Genomic DNA, 21,126 nt, shown 5'->3' with positions numbered 1-21,126 from the left:
TGTTTTAAGATGAAATTCAATACGAACTATTTACCAATTATAATCGGAGGTTCCTTAGCAATCGGGATTCTGTTGGGGAGTTATGTGCACAAAACAAATTTAAATACCTATGGAACGCAAAGCATCTCCAAAAACAAACTCAACAAACTCATTGATTTTATTAATAATGAATACGTAGATAGCGTCAATACCGATTCTATTGTAAATATGACTGTCGATAAGATTTTGTCGCAGTTAGATCCGCATTCCGTTTATATTCCGCCTGCAGAACAAAGCCAAGTTGCCGAAAACATGAAAGGTGATTTTGTAGGCATTGGTGTTAATTTTTACATGTATAAAGATTCGGTTGCTATTATTAAACCAGTAGAAAATGGTCCATCTGCCAAAGCAGGAATTTTAGCGGGCGATCGTATTTTGTACGCAGGAAAAACCAAATTATACGGTCGAAACTTACCAACAGACAGCTTATTTACCAAATTAAAAGGTACAAAAGGGTCTGAAGTAGAGTTAGTTTTATATCGAAAATCGGAAAACAAACAATTAAAAGTAAAACTAAAAAGAGATGTTATTCCAATTAAAAGTGTAGATGCGGCGTTATTGCTGACTAAAGAAATTGGATATATAAAAATTAATCGCTTTGCAGAATCTACATACTCCGAGTTTAAGAAAGGCTTGAATCAATTACAGAAAAGTAAAATTAAGTCGTTGGTTGTTGATCTTCGTGATAACGGCGGTGGTTACATGGAAGAAGCTATTGCAATAGCCGATGAGTTTTTAAAAGACAAACAATTGATTGTTTTTACCAAGAATAAAAATGCTACGGAAGAAAAGACATTTGCGACTAGTGAAGGTTCGTTTGAAACCGGAAAAGTATATGTTTTAATAAATGAAAATAGCGCTTCGGCTAGTGAAATTTTGGCCGGAGCCATACAAGACAATGACCGAGGGATTATTGTGGGCCGCCGTTCTTTTGGGAAAGGATTGGTGCAACGCGAAATGGATTTTAAAGATGGTTCTGCGGTGCGTTTGACCGTTGCAAGATATTACACTCCCACTGGTCGATCTATTCAAAAACCATATGCGCAAGGAAATGAAGATTATTTTAAAGAGTCTGATTTGCGCTTTAAGTCGGGTGAGATGTACGAGAAAGACAGCATTAAAGTAGCGGATTCATTAAAGTTTAAAACGCCAAAAGGTAAAATAGTCTTTGGTGGAGGCGGAATTGTTCCTGATGTTTTTGTACCTACAGAAGTAGAACACGGAAATGAGCACATTGCTTTTTTACTGCAATCAGGCATGATTGGTCGATTTGTGTTTGAAACCTTAGATTCCAATCGAAATACTTTCGAAGGATTGTCTTTTTTAGAATTTAGAGCCAAAATGAAAACATCGGATCTGTATTACAAGCAATTTCAAAAATACCTATATGCTTCAGGCTTTGACTTGCCTTTAAATGGGAATAAAAGTTTAGTCAATCGTTTTATTACTGCAGAATTTGCGCGCCAATTGTACGGCGAAAATTACTTTTATTTGGTTACTCTGGGTGAAGATGCAATGGTAAAGGCAGTTTTGAATCAGAAATAACTAATCTATATTTTAAGTTTTTAATGCGATAGAGTTAATATGGTATTGATCTATTCTTTATATTCGATAAACATTAAATTTTAAAAATATGAATGCATCAAAACTTATAGGAATCGTTTTAATTGTAATTAGTCTTTCGGTAGGATATGTTGGCTTTAATAAAGTAGCCAATAGTACGAAGGAAATTAATTTCTTAGGATTAAAAATTGACGCCTCAAACGAAGAAGGTCAAACACAAGGATATTTGTATTTAGGATTAGCAATTTTGCTTTTTGGTGGCGGACTGTATACCGTGAACAAAGCTAAATAATAAGAATTAAAAAAACCATTCAAAATTGGCAATTGTAGTAGGTATATTAACTGCTATTTGCCTCTTGAATGGTTTTTTATTTTATAAACAAATCTCTTATCGTGTGCTGTCGTGCGCGTGAGTTTGAATTCCGTTATTCCATAAAGTCAATAAATCGGTAGCCACTGCAGCTCCACTTCCTGCGGCGATGGCCAACTGACTGCGCCAACCGGCAAGAGTTCCCGCGACATATATGCCATCGGTAACTTTGTGATCGGTATTGCTAAGTTGAATGCGTTGTTTTTCGGGAATTGATTTTTTATGAGGTTCCACGTATTGCAGTAAGCCTTCGATAGCAAATGTATTAGCAGAACCAATGCCGACTACTATATTTTTTGTTTGATAGGTGTTTTTATTCGTAAAAACAGTAAAGTTAGGGTAAATAACTGCAACACGAATTGCTTTTTCGTTTGCTATTTGTGTAATGTGAGGATAGGTTTCTGAAAGATGCGTTGTACTTTCGACAAGAATTTCAGCACCTAATTTGCCTTCAGGAACTCCGTAAGCATTATTAAATAAAGCTTCTTGCAAAGACGAATTTTTTTGATGGGTAATAATGCCGATTTTTTTATCAGACATAAATGGTTTTTGCTGTGCTGATCCTAAAATCAAAGCGCAAGAAACGCCCGAAACTCCACCTCCAATAATTAAAACATCAAACATAATTACATTCGGTTACTCATTTTTTCTTCGATCTTTTTTGACATTCTAAAAATTAATAGAATTAAAACGGCACAGAATGAAGCAGCAATACCAATAAATGCAACTGCGCTATCTCCTTGAAACGGACTTTTAAAATCAATTAAAGTAATATTAAAAACAATTAAGGCTAATGCTAAAAATACTAAGACGCCGGTAAAAATTTTCATGATTATTAGTTTTATTCTAAATAAATTAGCTTTTTCTTACAATTCAAGCAAAACAACTTATTTAGCTGAGTTTTAGGGTGTAAATTTATAAAAATATAGTTTAGACAAACAAACCTTTAACATTAGCTGCAAATAATTTAACAGCAATAGCTAGAAGTACGACCCCAAAAGTTTTTCTAACTACACCTAATCCATTTTGGCCTAGCATTTTTTCGATTTTAGCCGAAGATTTTAAAACAATATAGACTAAAATAATATTCAATATAATGGCTACTACAATATTAATGGTGTGAAATTGTGAACGCAGCGAAAGTAAAGTCGTCATTGTTCCTGCTCCAGCAATTAAAGGAAATGCCAACGGAACAATAGAGGCAGAGCTAGCTTCTTCGTCTTTATAAATATGAATACCGAGGATCATTTCGAGGGCAAGAAAAAACAAAACGAACGAACCTGCTACCGCGAACGAATGTACATCAATACCAATTATCTTTAAAAATCCTTCTCCGACAAAAAGAAAAATGATCATTATTAGCCCTGCTACAATAGATGCTTTTTCAGACTCAATGACGCCAACTTTTGCTTTTAGATTTACAATAATCGGAATAGAGCCCACAATATCTATGACAGCAAAAAGAACCATACTAACAGTTATGATTTCATTTAAGTCGATATGTAACATTTTTAACAAATTAAGTTATATTTTTTTGCAAAGGTATGATAAATAGTAGTTCACATGTTTTAAAAAATCATTTATTTCTTACCAAAAATCAGCCCTTTTTAAATTGTTCTAAATTCTAATCGAGTCGAATTAATCTCGAAGCTTTGTCTATCTTTGCAGCTTACAATTTTTTAGCAATTAGAGTTATGTTTCAGTTAGGAAAAACGATAGTGTCGGAGGATATTCTTGGAAAAGAATTTGTGTGTAATTTATCAGCGTGTCATGGTGCATGCTGCGTAGATGGGGATGCGGGTGCGCCGTTGAGCGAAGCTGAAACCAAAATTTTAGAAGAAATTTATCCAAAAGTTAAGCCTTATTTAAGAAAAGAAGGCATTGCGGCAATCGAAGCGCAAGGAACGTGGGTAACAGGAACAGATGGCGAATTAGAAACGCCTTTAATAGATAATAAAGATTGCGCTTACGTTATTTTTGACGGCAAAACCGCACTTTGCGGAATTGAACAAGCATACAATGAAGGAATTGTAGACTGGAAAAAACCAGTTTCATGTCATTTATATCCTATTCGAGTAAAAGACTTTACCGAATTTGCAGCTGTTAATTACGATAAATGGGATATTTGCGATGCTGCTTGTTCTCTTGGAAAAGAGCTAGAAGTGCCTGTTTATAAATTCGTAAAAGAAGCGTTAGTGCGTAAATTTGGCGAAGATTGGTATGCAGAATTAGAGGTAATTGCTACAGAATGGGAGAAACAAAAACATAAGTTTTAGAAAGACTTTTAGAAGCGGAAAAAAAGAGCATTTTTAAAGCCGTGCAGACTGATTTCAGAATTTTAAATTTTATAATTTTAACTTGCTTATTGTTATAAAATTTCTATATTCTAGGTCAGATTGTGTAACTGCAATCCTCTTTAATCTGTTGTTTTTTAATTAGTTGGTTTTTTAGCTCCAAGACTCCCATTTTTCCTCGGTTGTTAAAAACTAAGCCTTATTGTGGATAAGTTTGGCTTTTATTTTTGACAACAAATTGCAATCTTTGTAATGTACTCAAAAGCTAAAAAAAGAGCACAAATATTTATAGAAAACTCATACAACATGTCTCAGATAGAACCAATTTTACAAGAAAACAAAAACCGTTTCGTTATTTTTCCAATCAAGCACCATGATATATGGGAATGGTACAAAAAGATGGAAGCCAGCTTTTGGACTGCTGAAGAAATTGACTTACATCAAGACTTGGCAGATTGGAATAATAAGCTGTCTGAAGACGAAAGATATTTTATCAAACACATTTTAGCATTTTTTGCTGCTTCTGATGGAATTGTAAATGAGAATTTGGCCGAAAACTTCGTAAATGAAGTGCAATATGCAGAAGCTAAATTTTTCTACGGATTTCAGATCATGATGGAGAATATTCATAGCGAAACCTACTCGTTATTGATTGATACTTATGTGAAAGATGATGCAGAAAAAGATGATTTGTTTAATGCATTGGAGGTTTTTCCAGCGATTAAGAAAAAAGCAGACTGGGCTTTAAAATGGATTGATTCTGATTCGTTTGCAGAGCGTTTAATTGCTTTTGCTGCGGTTGAAGGGATTTTCTTCTCGGGTGCTTTTTGTTCTATTTTTTGGTTGAAAAAAAGAGGATTAATGCCAGGTTTGACTTTTTCAAACGAACTAATTTCGCGTGATGAAGGAGTGCACTGCGACTTTGCAGTTCACTTGCACAACCATCACTTAGTAAATAAAGTTTCGAAAGCAAGAATCACAGAGATTATTGTAGATGCTTTAAATATCGAAAGAGAATTCATTACAGAATCGTTGCCAGTAAGTTTAATTGGAATGAATGCGACTTTAATGACGCAATACTTAGAATTTGTTGCCGACCGTTTACTGGTAGAGTTAGAATGCGACCGTGTGTACGGAGCGAGTAATCCTTTTGATTTCATGGACATGATTTCATTACAAGGAAAAACAAACTTCTTTGAAAAGCGTGTAGCAGAATACCAAAAAGCAGGAGTAATGAGTACCGATTCTGATTCGCAAAAAATTTCTTTTGACGCAGAATTTTAATAAAATAATTTTACTTTTTAGTGTGTGACGCGCACAATAAAGAAACCTAAAAAATACAAACGAATGCTTTTCTGTGTTCGTTGCTCTAAGGCGATTGAATACTTTGTTTCCCCAAATCGAAGCTTCAATCGCTAACAGAAAATAGTTAATAATTGCCTTTTTGCGATTCTTAACCAAGTACAGTAGTGCGAATACTTTAATTCGTATAAAAAAACACAAAATCCCAATTGCACGTCTAGACTTTTTTTTCTGGATCGAAATTGTTTAACCTTTATAATAGTAAGCTTATGTATGTAGTGAAAAGAGATGGCCGCAAAGAGCCAGTAATGTTTGATAAGATTACGGATAGAATAAAAAAGTTATGTTACGGTTTTAATGAATTGGTAGATCCTGTTAAGGTTGCCATGCGTGTTATTGAAGGATTATATGATGGGGTTTCAACTTCAGAATTAGATAATTTGGCGGCAGAAACTGCTGCTTCTATGACCATTGCGCACCCAGATTACGCGCAATTAGCGGCTCGTATTGCTATTTCTAATTTACATTCTAATACTACAAAATCGTTCTCAGAAACGATGTCTGATATGTATCATTATGTAAATCCAAGAACAGGTAATCCGGCACCATTATTGGCAGATGACGTGTATGAAGTAATTAAAAATAATGCGCAAGCATTAGATTCAACTATAATATATAATCGTGATTTTAATTACGATTATTTCGGATTTAAAACGTTAGAGCGTTCTTATTTATTAAAATTAAATGGAAAAATTGTAGAGCGACCACAACATATGTTGATGCGCGTTTCTATCGGAATTCACAAAGACGATCTTGCATCTGTTTTTGAAACATACGAATTGATGTCGAAGAAATTCTTTACGCATGCGACACCGACCTTGTTTAATTCAGGAACTCCAAAACCTCAAATGTCATCATGTTTCTTATTAACAATGAAAGATGATAGTATTGATGGTATTTACGATACGTTGAAGCAAACAGCTAAAATTTCGCAATCTGCGGGAGGAATTGGTTTGGCAATTCATAACGTTAGAGCAACAGGTTCTTACATTAGTGGAACCAACGGAACTTCAAACGGAATTGTACCGATGCTTCGTGTGTACGACATGACAGCTCGTTATGTAGATCAAGGTGGAGGAAAACGTAAAGGAAGTTTTGCCATGTACATTGAGCCTTGGCATGCTGATATTTTTGATTTCCTTGATTTACGAAAAAATCACGGTAAAGAAGAAATGAGAACTCGTGATTTATTTCTTGGAATGTGGATTCCTGATTTATTTATGAGAAGAGTGCAAGAAGATACGACTTGGACCTTAATGTGTCCGAATGAATGTCCAGGATTATCCGATGTGCACAGTGAAGAATTTGATGCTCTGTATTTAGGTTACGAAGCAGCTGGAAAAGGAAGAAAGACAATCAAAGCGAGAGAAATTTGGGAAAAAATTCTAGAATCTCAAATTGAAACTGGATTGCCATACATGTTGTATAAAGATGCAGCGAACCGTAAATCGAACCAAAAGAATTTAGGAACAATTCGTTCTTCTAACTTATGTACCGAGATTATTGAGTTCACTTCTCCCGATGAAGTTGCCGTGTGTAACTTGGCTTCGATCTCATTGCCAATGTTTGTAGAGAATGGAAAGTTTGATCACCAAAAATTATATGATGTCACCAAACGTGTAACATTCAACTTGAATAGAGTAATTGATAGAAACTACTATCCTGTAAAAGAAGCAGAAAATTCAAACGTACGTCACAGACCAATTGGTTTGGGAGTGCAAGGTTTGGCCGATGCTTTTATCTTATTAAGAATGCCATTTACCAGTGATGCAGCCAAAAAACTAAATCACGAAATTTTCGAAACTTTGTATTTTGCTGCCGTTACCTCTTCTATGGAGTTGGCAAAAATAGAAGGACCGTACTCTACATTTAAAGGTTCTCCAATGTCACAAGGAGAATTTCAGTACAATATGTGGGGAATGAAAGACGAAGAATTATCAGGTCGTTGGGACTGGGCTTCACTTCGTAAAGAAGTAATGGAGCATGGTGTTCGTAACTCATTATTGGTTGCGCCAATGCCAACAGCTTCTACTTCTCAGATATTAGGAAACAACGAAGCTTTTGAGCCATATACTTCTAACATTTACACTAGAAGAACACTTTCGGGTGAGTTCATCGTAGTAAACAAGCATTTACTTGAAGATTTAGTGAAATTAGGGATTTGGAACGAAACATTGAAGCAAGAAATTATGCGTCACAATGGGTCGGTTCAAAACATTGATGGAATTCCAGCAGACATAAAAGAATTGTATAAAACAGTTTGGGAAATGTCGATGAAAGATATTTTAGACATGTCACGTCAAAGAGGGTATTTTATTGACCAATCACAATCGCTGAACTTGTTCATGCAAGATGCGAATTATCCTAAATTAACTTCAATGCACTTTTATGCATGGCAGTCTGGTTTAAAAACAGGAATGTATTACCTAAGAACAAAATCGGCGGTAGATGCCATTAAGTTCACGTTAAACAACGATAAGAAAGCAGAAACTCCAGAAGCTAAAGTGGAGCCTGAACCAATAAATGTAGAAGACTATAAAGCGATGTTACTAAAAGCACAAGCAGCAGGTCCAGAAGACTGCGATATGTGTGGAAGCTAATCTTCGCATCAAATACAACTTACAAAAGCAGCTATCAACTCGATAGCTGCTTTTTTTATTGCTATTTGTTATTTTTTTTCGATTACCTTTAGTTAAACTGAATGATAACTATGGGAGTGTTTGCAGAAAAATGGAAAAGTTTGTTTCAGTCGGAAATCGTAAAGAAATGGGCTCGGCGTGTCTTTTATTTTATAATTTCTGTAGTGCTAATAATCGTTGTAGCTGGCGTTGGTCTCGCTTATTATTTTAATACCAATAAAACGCAAATTACCACTGCAATAAATAGTACAATTAATGAAAATATTGCAGGAAAAACCCAAATTGGTGACTTCGAATATCAGTTCTTAAAGGGTTTTCCTAATGTGACTTTAATATTAAAAAACGTTACAATAGAGGACAGTTTGTTCAAGCAACACAAGCATCAATTGTTAAACGCAGCTGAAATCGAAGTGCGTTTGCATATTTTTAAGTTGCTTAGAAATGAAGTTGATTTTCAGAAAATAGCCATAAAAGAGGCGGCTGTTTACATTTACAAAGACAGCAGCGGATATTCTAATACCTCTGTATTTAGAAATTCGAATCAATCAAAAAACGCAGATCCATCAACAACTGGTTTTCAGATAAAGGAACTTGCAATGGAGCAAGTCCGTTTTGTTGTCGACAACCAATTGGGGAATAAAATTTTCGATTTTGATGTTGCTACATTAAAAGCTAAACCTGATTTTGAAGATAAGAATTGGACTTCAGAAGTTATATTAAACACAAAAGTGCACCAATTAACGTTTAATAAATCTCGTGGAAGTTTTGCAAAAGATCAAATTGTGGCAGGAATTTTTAAAATCAACTATACTGATGCTATAAAACATATCACCATACAAACTAATGATTTGCATATAGGTAAAGAGGTTTTTGACATTACTTCTTTTTTTAATTTTACGGATAAGGACAATACTTATCAAATCGATATCCGAACTAAGATCATGTGGTCTGACGCATCCAAACTGTTGTCTCAAAATATTACTAAAAAACTCGATCGCTTCGATCTCAAAAAACCGTTAGACGTTCGATGTACAATTGATGGTGATTTGACTGTAAAAGAAGACCCATTGATTGTTGTAACTGCAGATGTAAAAGATGATGAAGTAAAGATTCCTGATGCAATTTTGACCAATTGCACTTTTATGGCCACTTTTACCAATCACATAAATGAAAATAAAGGATTCGTAAACGCAAATTCTGCGATACTATTTAGTGATTTCAATGCGAGTTATCACAATATGCCGTTTCGAGTTACCAACGGGAAAATCATAAATTTAGATCAGCCAATAGCAACGGGAAAGTTAAATTCTGATTTCAAATTAGAGAAATTAAATGATCCTGAAAATGAAAAATGGCTGCGTTTTTCTGGTGGAAACGCAAAAGTAGCTCTTGATTTCAAGTTCGATATTCTTGATTTCTACATTACCAAACCACTTTTTACAGGAAATATTAGTGTTGCAAATGCTTCTTTTCAATATTTTCCTAAGGACATTAAGGTCGAGAAAACAAATTTGCAATTTAGATTTTTGCCAGATGCGCTAGTTATAGACGAATTTACTTTTAAGGAACACACTACAATTGTTCAGATGAAAGGACGCGTCGATAACTTTTTGAACTTGTATTACGATGCTCCCGAAAAAATGATTGTAAACTGGTCCATTTATAGTCCACGTTTGGATATCAAGCAGTTTTTGAGTCTTTTGTCCAAGCCCAATAAAGCGGTAGTTTCTAAGAAAAAGAATGTGTCAAGTGATTTTCAGAAAGCAATATACAAATCTACTGCTGTCCTCGATATAAAGGCAGATAAAATGGTTTATGGTAAACTGAGCGCTACTCAAGCACAAATGAAAATTAAAGTAGACAATGCTAAGTTGTCAATTAACAAGGGCTTCTTTAGGATGGCCGGCGGAACAGTACAATTTAATGGGCAGCTCTCTAATCCTGCTAAAAAATATACTTTTGCTGGCGATGTAGTAATTGAAAAGGTTGAAATTGCTACGTTTTTAAGGGCGTTTGATAATTTCGGAATTACTTCGTTTGATCCTACTAATATTAAAGGAAACCTATACAGTCGTGCAAAAATAGCTGGACGTTTAAATGCAAATGGAACTTTAATGAAAAAAGAAAGTAAAGGCGCTGTTTCTTTTAAGGTGAAAGATGGTGCGTTAGTCAATTTTAGACCTTTTGTAAATATTGGTCAAATAGCTTTTCCTTTTAGAGATGTCAAGAATGTCGCTTTTAGTAATTTATCTGCCGATTTAGATCTTTTAGGGGAAGACGTTTTAATAAATAAATTTGCAGCAACTTCCAATGTCATCAATTTTGATATGAGTGGCATTTATTCATTCGGCAAGAACACCAATTTAAATTTGACAATACCTTTGCGAAATCCTAAAAATGATTTGGAAGAACTGACCGTCGAAGAGCAAAAATTAATTCGAGAACGCGGTATAGTTTTGAATTTGAGCGCGGTTGACGAAGCAGGTAAAATTAAAATTAAGTGGGGAAATAAGGCTAAAGATTAATCGATAATAATTCTAACTAACTTAATTTGTTGCTGACAATTACGCTGCGTTCTGCCAAAAAAGAGCAAAATACAATTTGAGATATCGCAGTTTATGCCTCTTAAAATGCACAATAGAAAAAAATCAAATCATTTTTATAACAAATTTGTTATTGTTTGATAAATATCGCTTTTTTTTTTGGTGCGCTGGATTTAATTTATACATTCGCATAGAATTTATTCGAAAATACAAGCAAATGTCAAGTAACCGTTTTTATTTTAGCAACTCTTATTATTTCTTCTTTAGTAGAAGTAAGGATTGTGCTATGGTTATTTGAAATATATAAAACAAGTAAGACTAATATACAATCCTGATATCAATCAGGATTTTTTTTTGAAGTTATGACAACAAAAATTGCAATACAAGGGATCAAGGGATCCTTTCATCATCAGGTAGTTAAGGAGTATTATGATACGAATGTAAGCATTGATGAATGCCTGTCTTTTGATGAGTTGATTGATAGTTTACTGTCGGGAAAAACAGACCAAGCGGTGATGGCAATTGAGAACTCTATCGCGGGTCCGATCATTCCCAATTATGCTCTGATCGATAAAAATAACCTTCATATTATTGGAGAACATTATTTAAATATCAATCAAAACTTGATGTGTCTGCACGGACAAACGATTGCCGATATTAAAGAAGTGCATTCACATCCGATGGCTTTGTTGCAGTGTATGGATTTCTTAAAAATGTATCCAAACATAAAATTAGTAGAAGATAAAGATACCGCAGAAACAGCGCGTCGGATTCAGCAAAATCAATTGAAAGGAATTGCTGCGATTGGGAGCACCAATGCTGCAGAGTTGTATGAATTAGAAATTATAGCGCCACAAATTCAGGCGATAAAAAATAACATGACTCGTTTTGTTATTATTAATAGAGAAAATTCATTTGTACCAGAAAGCGATATTAATAGAGCTTCTATAAAATTTGAGTTGGATCACAAGCGCGGCAGTTTAGCAGCGGTTTTAAATGTGATGAGTGATTGCAAACTGAATTTAACGAAAATTCAATCGCTACCAAAAATTGAAACACCTTGGAAATATTCATTTTTTGTAGATGTTACTTTTGACAAATACGAAGATTTTTCTAAAGCCAAATCTGTATTGCAAATTATGGCAGAATATTTTAAAGTTTTAGGAGAATATAAAAACACAAAGCCACTTTCAATTCAATAGTGGTATAAATAGTAAGTCGCTTGTCAGTTCGAGCAGGGTCTAGAACAGAGAATAAGCAAAATTTTAATAAAATGATTACAACAGCAAATCGTTTACAAGTAGTGGAAGAGTACTACTTCTCTTCAAAATTAAGAGAAGTACGTCAATTAGCTGCCGACGGGAAACCGATCATCAACATGGGAATAGGAAGTCCCGATTTAAAACCTGCACCAGCGGTAATGGAGGCCGTTCTTGCCGCAATGCAAGACGAAAATGCACACCAGTATCAAAGTTATCAGGGCTTGCCAGAATTGCGAAAAGGAATGGCTGATTTTTATCAGGCCAATTACGGAGTAGCAGTAGATCCGAATACAGAAATTTTGCCTTTGATGGGGTCGAAAGAAGGAATCATGCATATTTCTTTGGCATTTTTAAATAAAGGAGATCAAGTATTGATTCCGAATCCTGGTTATCCAACGTATTCGTCGGTAACAAAATTAGTTGAGGCTGTTCCTGTGTATTACGATTTGAAAGCAGAAACAAATTGGGAGCCTGATTTTGAAGCGTTAGAAAAATTAGATTTATCCAAAGTAAAATTAATGTGGTTGGGTTATCCGCACATGCCAACAGGAGCTCGCGGAAGTTTGGCATTGTTTAAAAAATTAATTGCATTTGCTAAAAAGCATAACTTATTATTGGTCAACGACAATCCGTATAGTTTTGTTTTAAATGACAACCCCATGAGTTTGTTGCAAGTAGAAGGTGCAAAAGAAGTAGCGATGGAATTGAATTCGCTAAGTAAAACGTTTAACATGGCCGGATGGCGCGTGGGAATGGTTTTAGGAAATGCCGCCTGCATTGATGCGGTTTTGAAAGTGAAAAGCAATATGGACAGCGGAATGTTTTACGGGATTCAAAAAGGCGCTACTGCTGCTTTAAATAGTGACAAATCGTGGTTTGAAGACATGAACAAAGTCTATCGCAGACGAAGAGTGCTAACCGAAAAATTGGCAGAGAAATTAGGTTGCGAAGTATATAAAGAAGGAGTAGGTTTGTTTGTTTGGGCAAAATTGCCTGCAGGTGTTGATTCGGCAGAAGATTTTATCAATACAATTTTACACGAGAAATATATTTTTATTGCACCAGGAACCATTTTCGGAAGTAACGGTGAAGGATATATTCGCTTCGCGTTGTGTGTGAAAGAAGAAAAAATAGAAGAAGCAATTAGTCGATTTTAAATTGGCATTGCGTTGAAAAAACGAGAAGTCTAGCCCTGATAGCAGCGGCATCCTTTTTTGGTTTTTTCTGCCAAAAAAGATACAGCGAATAGCAGGAAACAGCTTCAAATAAATAGAAAAAATGAATGTACACGTAATAGGAATAGGATTAATCGGTGGTTCGATGGTGTTGGACATCAAAGAAATACATCCTGAAGCGACTATTTACGGAATTGATACGAATGAAAAACACGTACAAAAAGCGATGGCGCTTGGCGTGATTGAAAAAGAAGGGAATTTTGAAGATTTGGCAACGGCCGATTTTGTAATAGTTTCGGTGCCTGTAGATGTAGCGTTACTGGTTTTGCCAAAAGTGTTGGACGCGATTGGAGATCAAACCATCGTTTTTGAAGTAGGATCGACTAAAATGCCGATTTGCGAAATCGTAGCGAATCATCCAAAAAGAAGAAACTTTATTGCTACTCATCCGATTGCAGGAACCGAGTTTTCGGGACCTTCGGCAGCTATTAAAGGATTGTTTCAAGGCAAAACAAATATTATTTGTGAGGTCGAAAAAACGGCTTTTAAGTTGCAAGAAAAAGCATTAGACTTGTTTCGAAATATGGGTATGAGAATACGATATATGGATCCGAAATCGCACGACAAACACATTGCTTACGTATCGCATTTGTCGCATATTAGTTCGTTTATGTTGGGTAAAACGGTGATGAATAAAGAAAAAGACGAACAAGATATTTTTGATATGGCGGGTTCTGGATTTGAAAGTACGGTTCGTTTGGCCAAAAGTTCACCAGCGATGTGGACACCAATATTCAAACAAAATAAAAAACAAGTGGTTAAAACCCTTGAAGAATATATAGCCAATTTGACACATTTTAAAGACTTACTAGTGTCGGATGACTATGACGCAATTTATGAGGAAATGGCGAATACCAATAGAATAAAAGAGATATTAAACGGAATAACAACTATCAAAAAATAACTAAAGAGATGGAAAACAAGAAAGAAATGAGAAATTGGTTGAACGAATTCAAATTAGATCATCCATTTGTGATTGCTGGACCTTGTAGCGCAGAAACAGAAGAACAAGTATTGAAAATTGCACACGAATTGAAGGATTCTGACGTGAGCGTTTTTAGAGCAGGTATATGGAAACCAAGAACGCGTCCGGGTGGATTTGAAGGTGTTGGAGAAATTGGATTGAAATGGTTGCAAAAAGCAAAAGCAGAAACTGGTTTATTGATGGGAACTGAAGTTGCAACTGCTGCACACTGTAAGTTAGCGTTAGAACATGATATTGATGTATTATGGGTTGGAGCTCGTACGACTGCAAATCCGTTTGCAGTTCAAGAAATTGCTGATACCTTAAAAGGAACAGATAAAATAGTATTGGTTAAAAACCCTGTAAATCCAGACATGGCTTTATGGTTGGGTGGTGTAGAACGTTTGTATGCTGCTGGAATCAAGAATCTAGGAGTAATACACAGAGGTTTCTCTACGTACCAAAAAACGAAATACAGAAATATTCCGGAATGGCAAATTGCTATTGAATTGCAAAATAAATTCCCTGATTTACCTTTGATCATTGATCCATCACATATTACAGGAAACCGTGAAATGATTTTAGAAGTAACTCAAGAGGCGTTAGATTTGAATTACGACGGTATGATTATCGAGACGCATATTGATCCAGACAATGCTTGGTCTGATGCAGCACAACAAGTAACGCCAGCTGCTTTGAAACAAATATTTAAAGATTTGAAGATAAGAAAAGTAAGCGGTGATACTCCTGATTATGAGAATAAGATGAGTAAGCTAAGAGCCAATATTGATGTCTTGGATGCTAATTTATTGGATTTACTAGGAAAACGTATGGAAGTGGCTAAACAAATTGGTCAAGTGAAAAAAGACGGAAACGTAGCAATTCTTCAAAACACACGTTGGAACGAAATTTTAGGAAAAATGATCTTAGAAGGCGAAAAACGCGGATTAACGGAAGAGTTTGTTCTAAAAATGTTTAAAGCAATACACCAAGAAAGTATTGGTCACCAAGAAAAAGTGATTAATTCATAATTTAAGATTCATATTTTATTAAAAATCTCCATTGCTTTTAAAGTAATGGAGATTTTTTTGTCTTGTCCAAACGAGTTTGTTTATAGTATTTTGAAAAAGGAGTTATTTTATTTTGTCATCTCGACGCAGGAGAGATCTCCGCACAATTTGATAGAGCTACTTCCTTCTTCAGAAGGACAAAAAACGCTTGTATTCTTCTTGTAAAAACTTTTACACTTTCAACTTCAAACTTCAAACAAAATTTTACCTTTGTACTATGACAGGAACCGTTTACAAATCGACAGGAAGTTGGTACACCGTAAAAGCCGAATCGGGCGAATTTATAGAGTGTAGAATGAAAGGGAAATTTAGAATGAAAGGTATTAAAAGTACCAATCCTCTTGCCGTAGGCGATATTGTGGATTATGAACTCGAAGAAACTTCAGATACAATAACGGGAACCATTCATAATATTCACGAAAGAAAAAATTATATCGTTCGAAAGTCGGTCAATTTATCGCATCAAATGCACATTATCGCATCGAATATCGATCGCGTTTTTCTTTTGGTTACGATTAATAATCCGCCAACCACATTTAATTTTATAGACCGTTTTTTGGTGACTGCTGAAGCGTACGGAATAGAGACTATTTTAGTCTTTAATAAAATTGACACTTTTGATGAGGCAACTTTAGACGAACAACTGTACATGCAACATGTGTATCAAGAAATTGGATACCAATGTTTGCGCGTTTCTGCAGCAGAAGGAAAAGGAATTGATAAACTGAAAGAATTAATGATTGGTAAGGTCAGTATGTTTTCTGGACATTCGGGTGTCGGGAAATCTACTTTGGTCAATGCGATGGAACCTACGTTGCATTTAAAGACAAAAACCATATCTGAAGCCAGTAAACAAGGGCAACATACCACTACTTTTGCAGAGATGTACGACCTAAGTTTTGATGCCCGTATCATTGACACGCCAGGAATTAAAGGTTTTGGAATTGTCGATATGGAGAAAGAAGAAATTAGCGGATATTTTCCAGAATTTTTTCGATTAAAAGAGCAATGTAAATTTAACAATTGCTTGCATAAAGAAGAACCACATTGCGCTATAAAAGCAGCATTAGAAAGAGATGAAATTGCTTGGTCACGCTACAATAGTTACCTGAAAATATTAGAAGGAGACGACGAACATTACCGTGTAGATACGTACGATGAAGATCGAAAAGCTAGCGATGAAACAAGAAAGTAGTAATCTAATTGTTAATTGTAAATTATTAATTATTAGTCATTCAATCCTTCAATTCTTCATACATTTCTAATTTTCCATTATTTTGAAAGTAGTTATTCAACGCGTTTCTCAAGATTCGGTCACTGTCGACTCGAAAATCATTGCTGATATTCAAAAAGGACTTCTTGTTTTAGTTGGAATTGAAGATGCAGACCAGCAAGAAGACATTGATTGGCTAGTAGGTAAAATCATTAAAATGCGCATTTTTGGAGATGAAAATGACGTCATGAACTGCTCGGTTCAAGACATTCACGGCGATATACTTGTGGTGAGTCAGTTTACATTGCATGCCTTGACCAAAAAAGGAAATCGTCCTTCGTATATTAAAGCTTCGAAGCCTGAAATTGCCATTCCGCTATATGAAAAATTTATTTTTTCTTTAGAAAACGAATTGGGGAAAAAGGTGCAGACCGGTATTTTCGGAGCGGATATGAAAGTCAGTTTGCTTAATGATGGTCCAGTCACTATTTTGGTCGACAGTAAAAACAGAGAATAAATATGCTACAGTATTGCATGTAAAATACTCTAATTCTCTCAAAAATATAATTTTTACGGTAGCACTTTAAGACTTCAAATTTTTGTCTTATGATTTGAATTGTAAAGAAAAATTGCAATTCATTCTTTATATTTGTTACTTATCAAATAACAAAAAAAGGAAAATTATGAACATTTCATTAGCTCAAGCCGAAAAATTAATTGCAGTTGCAAAAGAAAAAGCAATTGCAATAGATACAAAAATGAATATAGCTGTAGTAGATGCGGGAGCTAATTTAGTAGCTTTTGTCCGCATGGATGGCGCTTGGTTGGGATCTTTAGACATCTCTATTAAAAAAGCAAAAACAGCTCGTTTCTTTGATATGAACACAGGAGTTGTGGGTAGTTTATCTCAGCCTGGAGGTTCTTTGTATAATATTGAACATTCTAACGGAGGATTAATTACTTTTCCTGGAGGCGTTCCTATCAAAAATGCAGCTGGAGATATTATTGGAGCGATTGGTGTAAGCGGAAGTTCAGTAGAGAATGATCATACTGTGGCAGAATCGGGTGCGTTAGCAATCTAATATTATTTCAGACTACTATCAATACTCATTCTGTTGTTTGATCATAAATCACTAAACGACAGAATGAGTATTTTGTTAATCAGCTTTCTTCTTTTTAAGAACTTTATCTTTCTTAAAATTCTTCGATTTACTGATTTTTCCACTATCGGTAATCATCAAATAACTATAATCAGGATATTGGTCAAGTAATTTTATACCCGCTTTTTGACCTAAAACCATCGCTGAAGTACTAAAACCATTAGCAGTTTCTGCGTTGGGACCAAAAACAGTCACGCTGCACAATCCAGTAGCTGGATAGCCTGTTTTTGGATTAATAATGTGCGAATAGCGTTTGCCATCAAAAACAACAAATTTTTCATAAGAACCAGAAGTGGTAACGGCGCCCTGCTGTAGTTCGACGACTTCCAGCAATTCGTCAGTTCGAAATGGATTAGTAATGCCAATATTCCAGTGTTTTCCGTTGGGTTGTTGTCCCCAAGTACTCATATCACCAGTAGCATTTACAATTCCAGATTTAATTCCTTTCGCAAGCATCATTTCTTGGCATTTGTTCGTCGCATACCCTTCACCCAATGCACCAAAACCAATTTTCATTCCGTTGATTTTTAAAAATATAGTTGAATTGACGCTGTCTAGAATTATGTTTTGATAGCCGACTTTTTCGACTGATTTTTTTATGGCTTCCGCCGAAGGCATTTTGGTCATCGAACCGTCAAGTTTCCAAATTCGATCCATCGCGGCAAAACTAATATCGAAAGCACCATTAGTTATTTTGGAAAGTTGAAGTGCTCTCTGTGTCAATTCAAAAACTTCACGATCTACTTTTATGGGTCGAATTCCGGCGTTTTGATTCACTTGAGAAATTGGAGTAGTCGGTATCCAATCGGAGATTAAATTTTCTATTCGATTGATTTCAGCAATTACTTCATCGATATTTTGCTCTGCGGAAAGCGAATCTTTCGCAACAATAGTAACGTCAAATCGACCTCCCATTAATAATGCAGCTCTTTTTCGTAAAACTTGTGCAGTACCGTTTAGACCTATAAGTAGAAAGATAATTATGATGGACTTTAATTTCGAATTCATTTTTATATGTTTTTTTGCCACAGATTTAAAAGATTATACTTTGCAGCTTTTTTTTTATTGATTTCCTCCCAATTCATTTGTGTGAATTATTGAAATTCAGATCTCTTTTTAAAAGTAAAACTTAGTAACAGTCCGTTAGAATTTGACCATTTCCTTTATATTCAGATAAGGCGGTATTGTTTTTTTCTAAACAAATTGCATCCAAAACATTTTCGACATCAAACTGCATTTTCAAAGCGCCACAAATCATTAGCGTTCCGCCATCTCTTAATAAATTGGCAAAAAAGTCGTCGTCTCTTTTAATTAAATCCATTACATAATGCTGATTTTCTTCTCGAGAATAAGCCAAATGAAAATGCTTCAGTCTTTCTTTCTGAATCATTTTTGAGGTAAAATTATCGTAATGCGCAGTACTATTCGTTTTTTGCCTGAAGCCACTATACAAATGAATTTCGGCTTTTTTAGTGTTCTGAGCAATCATTCCCAAAAAGGGAGCAATTCCGGTTCCGTTTGAAATTAAAGCTACTTTTTTAATTTTTTCAGGAAAATGAAAAGCATTATTACGGATGATTCTTGCTTTAAAAAAATCTCCTGCTTGGGCATTGTATAAAAATTCAGAACCCAAACCGTTCGGATGTAATCTGACCGCTAGTTGAATGTTTCCTTTGATGTTTGCGATCGAATACAAACGTTCTCGATTGTCATTGGCTGGATAAATAGCGAGTAAATCTCCAGAGCTAAATTTACTTCGAATTCCGGCTCGTAAAGTGATAATAAACGTTTGTTCCTTTTCTGATACCATTGTTTTTTCAAGTACCATTAACTTCTCAAGTCCTTTGGGTACTTGGTTGTACACAGATGGAGTCGTAGATAAATTAAATGAAGTTTTCATATTCCATAGTTTGATCCAATTCACAAACTCATCCGCCGATTTATCGTTTACTGTTTGCAGATCGATCAGCCGAATGGCCCATTTTTGATTGGCGAGAACGCTATCAATTGCTCTGGCGTATCCGCAAAAGTCAGGATATGCTTTTGATCCAAATCCAACTACCGTATAATTAAGCGGTTGCTCTTGTTGCTGTTCGGTTACTAATTTCATGAACTTACTAGCATTTACAGGCGCTTCGCCTAGACCATAAGTAGAAGTGAAAATTAGTAAATGATCTGCGTTTGGATAAATAGTATACTCATTCAGTTGGGCGAGATGTGCTTTTTGTCCAGAATCATTTAATTGATTTAAAACCGAGTTCGCAAAACGCAACGAACTTCCGTTTTCAGATCCGATCAACAAGATGTACTTACTTTCTTTAGAGTTGTATTTGTTTTTGATGCGACTTGCACGTCTTTTTAAGGTCATTGCAAATCCAGAATAGGTAAAAAATAAAATATTTAATGAAGCCAGTCCTAATATAATTGCCCAAATCATGCTGGCGCGACCTGTATGTAAATCTAAACTCAATTCGGAGAAAATTACGGAGACCGGAAAAATTTCTTCAGCAATTATTTCATTCGAATATTGGTCAATTTCAATTTTTTTGCTCTTTAATTGAAAGGTGAAATAATCTTCTGCATCTTCAGAAAATGGGAATTCAATTTTAGTAACATCTGCTAAAAGCGCGTTTTTAAAATCAAAAATATTTTTAGGAATTGCATTTGATTTCGTTTCAACAGTTGTTTTTTCATTTGTTGTGGTTTCAAAGAAATTAAAACGTTCTAGCGACAAATATGTTCCTGAAAGTGCCATTATTAAAATCGGAATCAGCGCTAACCTTCCTAAAAGAACGTGGTAATATTGTGCAAGGTATTCTTTAATGATTGTAGAGAAAAAGTTACGCAAACCGCGTTGTCTGTGAACCACGAGTGCAAATCCTGAAATAGAAATTAATACTAGTAAGAAAGAAATCAGACCCACAAAAAAACGTCCTGTTTCGTGAAGAAATAATGAACGATGCAGTGCAGTAATCCACTGTATAAAATCACTTTTCTTGTGTGGATGACCAATTATTCTGCCTGTTAGTGGGTCAATGTAGGCATTAACGTCAGCTCCTTCTTTGTCGATGCCTTGTAAAGTAACAAACTTATTGTGATCGATACTTATTTCGGTAATTTCGGGATATATTTTCCTAAGATTTAGTATCGATTCTTGTAAAGTAATAGCATCGAAATTAGCCACTTGGTAGGACGGAATTTTCTCTTGTATGGCGTCAACAGCCAATATAGTACCTGTTACGGATGCTAAAATTAAAAATAAAGAAGAAAAAACGGCTAAAGCCAAGTGCGTATAGCGCCAAAAAGAAAGTGTCATTAGTGCAATTGTATTTTAGGAATTCTACTAAAAAAATCTGCTCGATCTAGTTCATCTGTACATAAAATGTAGTGGACAGATGAACTAGATTTTTGC

Annotated in this window: 18 protein-coding genes; 13 read left to right on the top strand and 5 right to left on the bottom strand. The window is 35.1% G+C overall.

Translation table 11 applies throughout. The features are described 5' to 3' along the window. Positions 1-9 precede the first annotated feature (9 nt). Together ACRASX_RS03525 and ACRASX_RS03520 are read left to right on the top strand one after the other, a co-directional pair. On the top strand, positions 10-1,584 hold the full coding sequence (locus ACRASX_RS03525; RefSeq protein ID WP_432222431.1) for a S41 family peptidase: 1,575 nt from the start codon (positions 10-12) through the stop codon (positions 1,582-1,584). An 88-nt stretch (positions 1,585-1,672) separates the two neighbouring features. After that, positions 1,673-1,894, top strand: a complete 222-nt coding sequence (locus ACRASX_RS03520) for a hypothetical protein (protein WP_066311306.1) — start codon at positions 1,673-1,675, stop codon at positions 1,892-1,894. Between the two features lie 96 nt (positions 1,895-1,990). Here the strand turns inward: ACRASX_RS03520 and ACRASX_RS03515 are convergent, their stop codons facing one another. The 3 genes from ACRASX_RS03515 to ACRASX_RS03505 all read right to left on the bottom strand — a co-directional run bounded on the left by ACRASX_RS03515 (position 1,991) and on the right by ACRASX_RS03505 (position 3,481). Continuing rightward, positions 1,991-2,596: an FAD-dependent oxidoreductase gene (locus ACRASX_RS03515; protein WP_432222430.1), complete on the bottom strand. Its 606-nt coding sequence runs from the start codon at positions 2,594-2,596 to the stop codon at positions 1,991-1,993. A gap of 2 nt (positions 2,597-2,598) precedes the next feature. Then, on the bottom strand, positions 2,599-2,802 hold the full coding sequence (locus ACRASX_RS03510) for a hypothetical protein (RefSeq protein WP_066311301.1): 204 nt from the start codon (positions 2,800-2,802) through the stop codon (positions 2,599-2,601). A 100-nt stretch (positions 2,803-2,902) separates the two neighbouring features. Continuing rightward, positions 2,903-3,481 (bottom strand): MarC family protein, encoded by a 579-nt coding sequence (locus ACRASX_RS03505; RefSeq protein ID WP_066311298.1) that lies wholly within the window; start codon positions 3,479-3,481, stop codon positions 2,903-2,905. A gap of 185 nt (positions 3,482-3,666) precedes the next feature. Here ACRASX_RS03505 and ACRASX_RS03500 point away from each other — a divergent pair, with 185 nt between their 5' ends. The 11 genes from ACRASX_RS03500 (at position 3,667) to ACRASX_RS03450 (ending at position 17,636) form a co-directional block, all read left to right on the top strand. Next, positions 3,667-4,248 (top strand): DUF3109 family protein, encoded by a 582-nt coding sequence (locus tag ACRASX_RS03500; protein WP_432222429.1) that lies wholly within the window; start codon positions 3,667-3,669, stop codon positions 4,246-4,248. A 324-nt stretch (positions 4,249-4,572) separates the two neighbouring features. Further along, the gene (locus tag ACRASX_RS03495) at positions 4,573-5,550 is read left to right on the top strand and encodes a ribonucleotide-diphosphate reductase subunit beta (RefSeq protein ID WP_066313402.1); all 978 of its coding nucleotides are present in this window, start codon (positions 4,573-4,575) and stop codon (positions 5,548-5,550) included. A gap of 287 nt (positions 5,551-5,837) precedes the next feature. Beyond that, on the top strand, positions 5,838-8,228 hold the full coding sequence (locus ACRASX_RS03490) for a ribonucleoside-diphosphate reductase subunit alpha (protein ID WP_066311292.1): 2,391 nt from the start codon (positions 5,838-5,840) through the stop codon (positions 8,226-8,228). A 110-nt stretch (positions 8,229-8,338) separates the two neighbouring features. Next, on the top strand, positions 8,339-10,792 hold the full coding sequence (locus ACRASX_RS03485; RefSeq protein ID WP_432222428.1) for an AsmA family protein: 2,454 nt from the start codon (positions 8,339-8,341) through the stop codon (positions 10,790-10,792). A 380-nt stretch (positions 10,793-11,172) separates the two neighbouring features. Then, positions 11,173-12,012: a prephenate dehydratase gene (locus ACRASX_RS03480; RefSeq protein WP_066311282.1), complete on the top strand. Its 840-nt coding sequence runs from the start codon at positions 11,173-11,175 to the stop codon at positions 12,010-12,012. Between the two features lie 71 nt (positions 12,013-12,083). Beyond that, positions 12,084-13,229: a pyridoxal phosphate-dependent aminotransferase gene (locus tag ACRASX_RS03475; protein WP_432222427.1), complete on the top strand. Its 1,146-nt coding sequence runs from the start codon at positions 12,084-12,086 to the stop codon at positions 13,227-13,229. Between the two features lie 121 nt (positions 13,230-13,350). Beyond that, complete coding sequence (locus tag ACRASX_RS03470) at positions 13,351-14,211, top strand: prephenate dehydrogenase (protein ID WP_432222426.1); 861 nt, start codon at positions 13,351-13,353, stop codon at positions 14,209-14,211. Positions 14,212-14,219: 8 nt separating this feature from the next. Then, positions 14,220-15,302 (top strand): chorismate mutase, encoded by a 1,083-nt coding sequence (locus ACRASX_RS03465; protein ID WP_432222425.1) that lies wholly within the window; start codon positions 14,220-14,222, stop codon positions 15,300-15,302. 256 nt (positions 15,303-15,558) lie between these two features. Beyond that, complete coding sequence (rsgA, locus tag ACRASX_RS03460; RefSeq protein ID WP_066311270.1) at positions 15,559-16,536, top strand: ribosome small subunit-dependent GTPase A; 978 nt, start codon at positions 15,559-15,561, stop codon at positions 16,534-16,536. A gap of 82 nt (positions 16,537-16,618) precedes the next feature. Beyond that, entirely contained in the window at positions 16,619-17,071 is a 453-nt protein-coding gene (dtd, locus tag ACRASX_RS03455; protein ID WP_432222424.1) for a D-aminoacyl-tRNA deacylase, read from the top strand. 166 nt (positions 17,072-17,237) lie between these two features. After that, positions 17,238-17,636: a GlcG/HbpS family heme-binding protein gene (locus ACRASX_RS03450; RefSeq protein WP_432222423.1), complete on the top strand. Its 399-nt coding sequence runs from the start codon at positions 17,238-17,240 to the stop codon at positions 17,634-17,636. Positions 17,637-17,711: 75 nt separating this feature from the next. Here the strand turns inward: ACRASX_RS03450 and ACRASX_RS03445 are convergent, their stop codons facing one another. After that, complete coding sequence (locus ACRASX_RS03445) at positions 17,712-18,722, bottom strand: FAD:protein FMN transferase (protein WP_432222422.1); 1,011 nt, start codon at positions 18,720-18,722, stop codon at positions 17,712-17,714. Between the two features lie 121 nt (positions 18,723-18,843). After that, a complete protein-coding gene (locus ACRASX_RS03440; RefSeq protein WP_432222421.1) occupies positions 18,844-21,030 on the bottom strand; it encodes a PepSY domain-containing protein in 2,187 nt (728 codons plus the stop codon). Positions 21,031-21,126: the final 96 nt, after the last annotated feature.

Origin of the sequence: Flavobacterium sp. TMP13 (assembly GCF_050847115.1) — a bacterium.
Lineage (GTDB): Bacteria > Bacteroidota > Bacteroidia > Flavobacteriales > Flavobacteriaceae > Flavobacterium.
This window is presented reverse-complemented; position numbering and strand designations above follow the sequence as displayed.

Coding starts and splice junctions, on each gene's coding strand:
- ACRASX_RS03505 (WP_066311298.1), bottom strand. CDS start 3,481: ATGTTACATATCGACTTAAATGAAATCATAACTGTTAGTATGGTTCTT.
- ACRASX_RS03450 (WP_432222423.1), top strand. CDS start 17,238: ATGAACATTTCATTAGCTCAAGCCGAAAAATTAATTGCAGTTGCAAAA.
- ACRASX_RS03500 (WP_432222429.1), top strand. CDS start 3,667: ATGTTTCAGTTAGGAAAAACGATAGTGTCGGAGGATATTCTTGGAAAA.
- ACRASX_RS03475 (WP_432222427.1), top strand. CDS start 12,084: ATGATTACAACAGCAAATCGTTTACAAGTAGTGGAAGAGTACTACTTC.
- ACRASX_RS03465 (WP_432222425.1), top strand. CDS start 14,220: ATGGAAAACAAGAAAGAAATGAGAAATTGGTTGAACGAATTCAAATTA.
- rsgA (WP_066311270.1), top strand. CDS start 15,559: ATGACAGGAACCGTTTACAAATCGACAGGAAGTTGGTACACCGTAAAA.
- ACRASX_RS03495 (WP_066313402.1), top strand. CDS start 4,573: ATGTCTCAGATAGAACCAATTTTACAAGAAAACAAAAACCGTTTCGTT.
- ACRASX_RS03525 (WP_432222431.1), top strand. CDS start 10: ATGAAATTCAATACGAACTATTTACCAATTATAATCGGAGGTTCCTTA.
- ACRASX_RS03520 (WP_066311306.1), top strand. CDS start 1,673: ATGAATGCATCAAAACTTATAGGAATCGTTTTAATTGTAATTAGTCTT.
- ACRASX_RS03480 (WP_066311282.1), top strand. CDS start 11,173: ATGACAACAAAAATTGCAATACAAGGGATCAAGGGATCCTTTCATCAT.
- ACRASX_RS03470 (WP_432222426.1), top strand. CDS start 13,351: ATGAATGTACACGTAATAGGAATAGGATTAATCGGTGGTTCGATGGTG.
- ACRASX_RS03510 (WP_066311301.1), bottom strand. CDS start 2,802: ATGAAAATTTTTACCGGCGTCTTAGTATTTTTAGCATTAGCCTTAATT.
- ACRASX_RS03440 (WP_432222421.1), bottom strand. CDS start 21,030: ATGACACTTTCTTTTTGGCGCTATACGCACTTGGCTTTAGCCGTTTTT.
- ACRASX_RS03515 (WP_432222430.1), bottom strand. CDS start 2,596: ATGTTTGATGTTTTAATTATTGGAGGTGGAGTTTCGGGCGTTTCTTGC.
- ACRASX_RS03445 (WP_432222422.1), bottom strand. CDS start 18,722: ATGAATTCGAAATTAAAGTCCATCATAATTATCTTTCTACTTATAGGT.
- ACRASX_RS03490 (WP_066311292.1), top strand. CDS start 5,838: ATGTATGTAGTGAAAAGAGATGGCCGCAAAGAGCCAGTAATGTTTGAT.
- ACRASX_RS03485 (WP_432222428.1), top strand. CDS start 8,339: ATGGGAGTGTTTGCAGAAAAATGGAAAAGTTTGTTTCAGTCGGAAATC.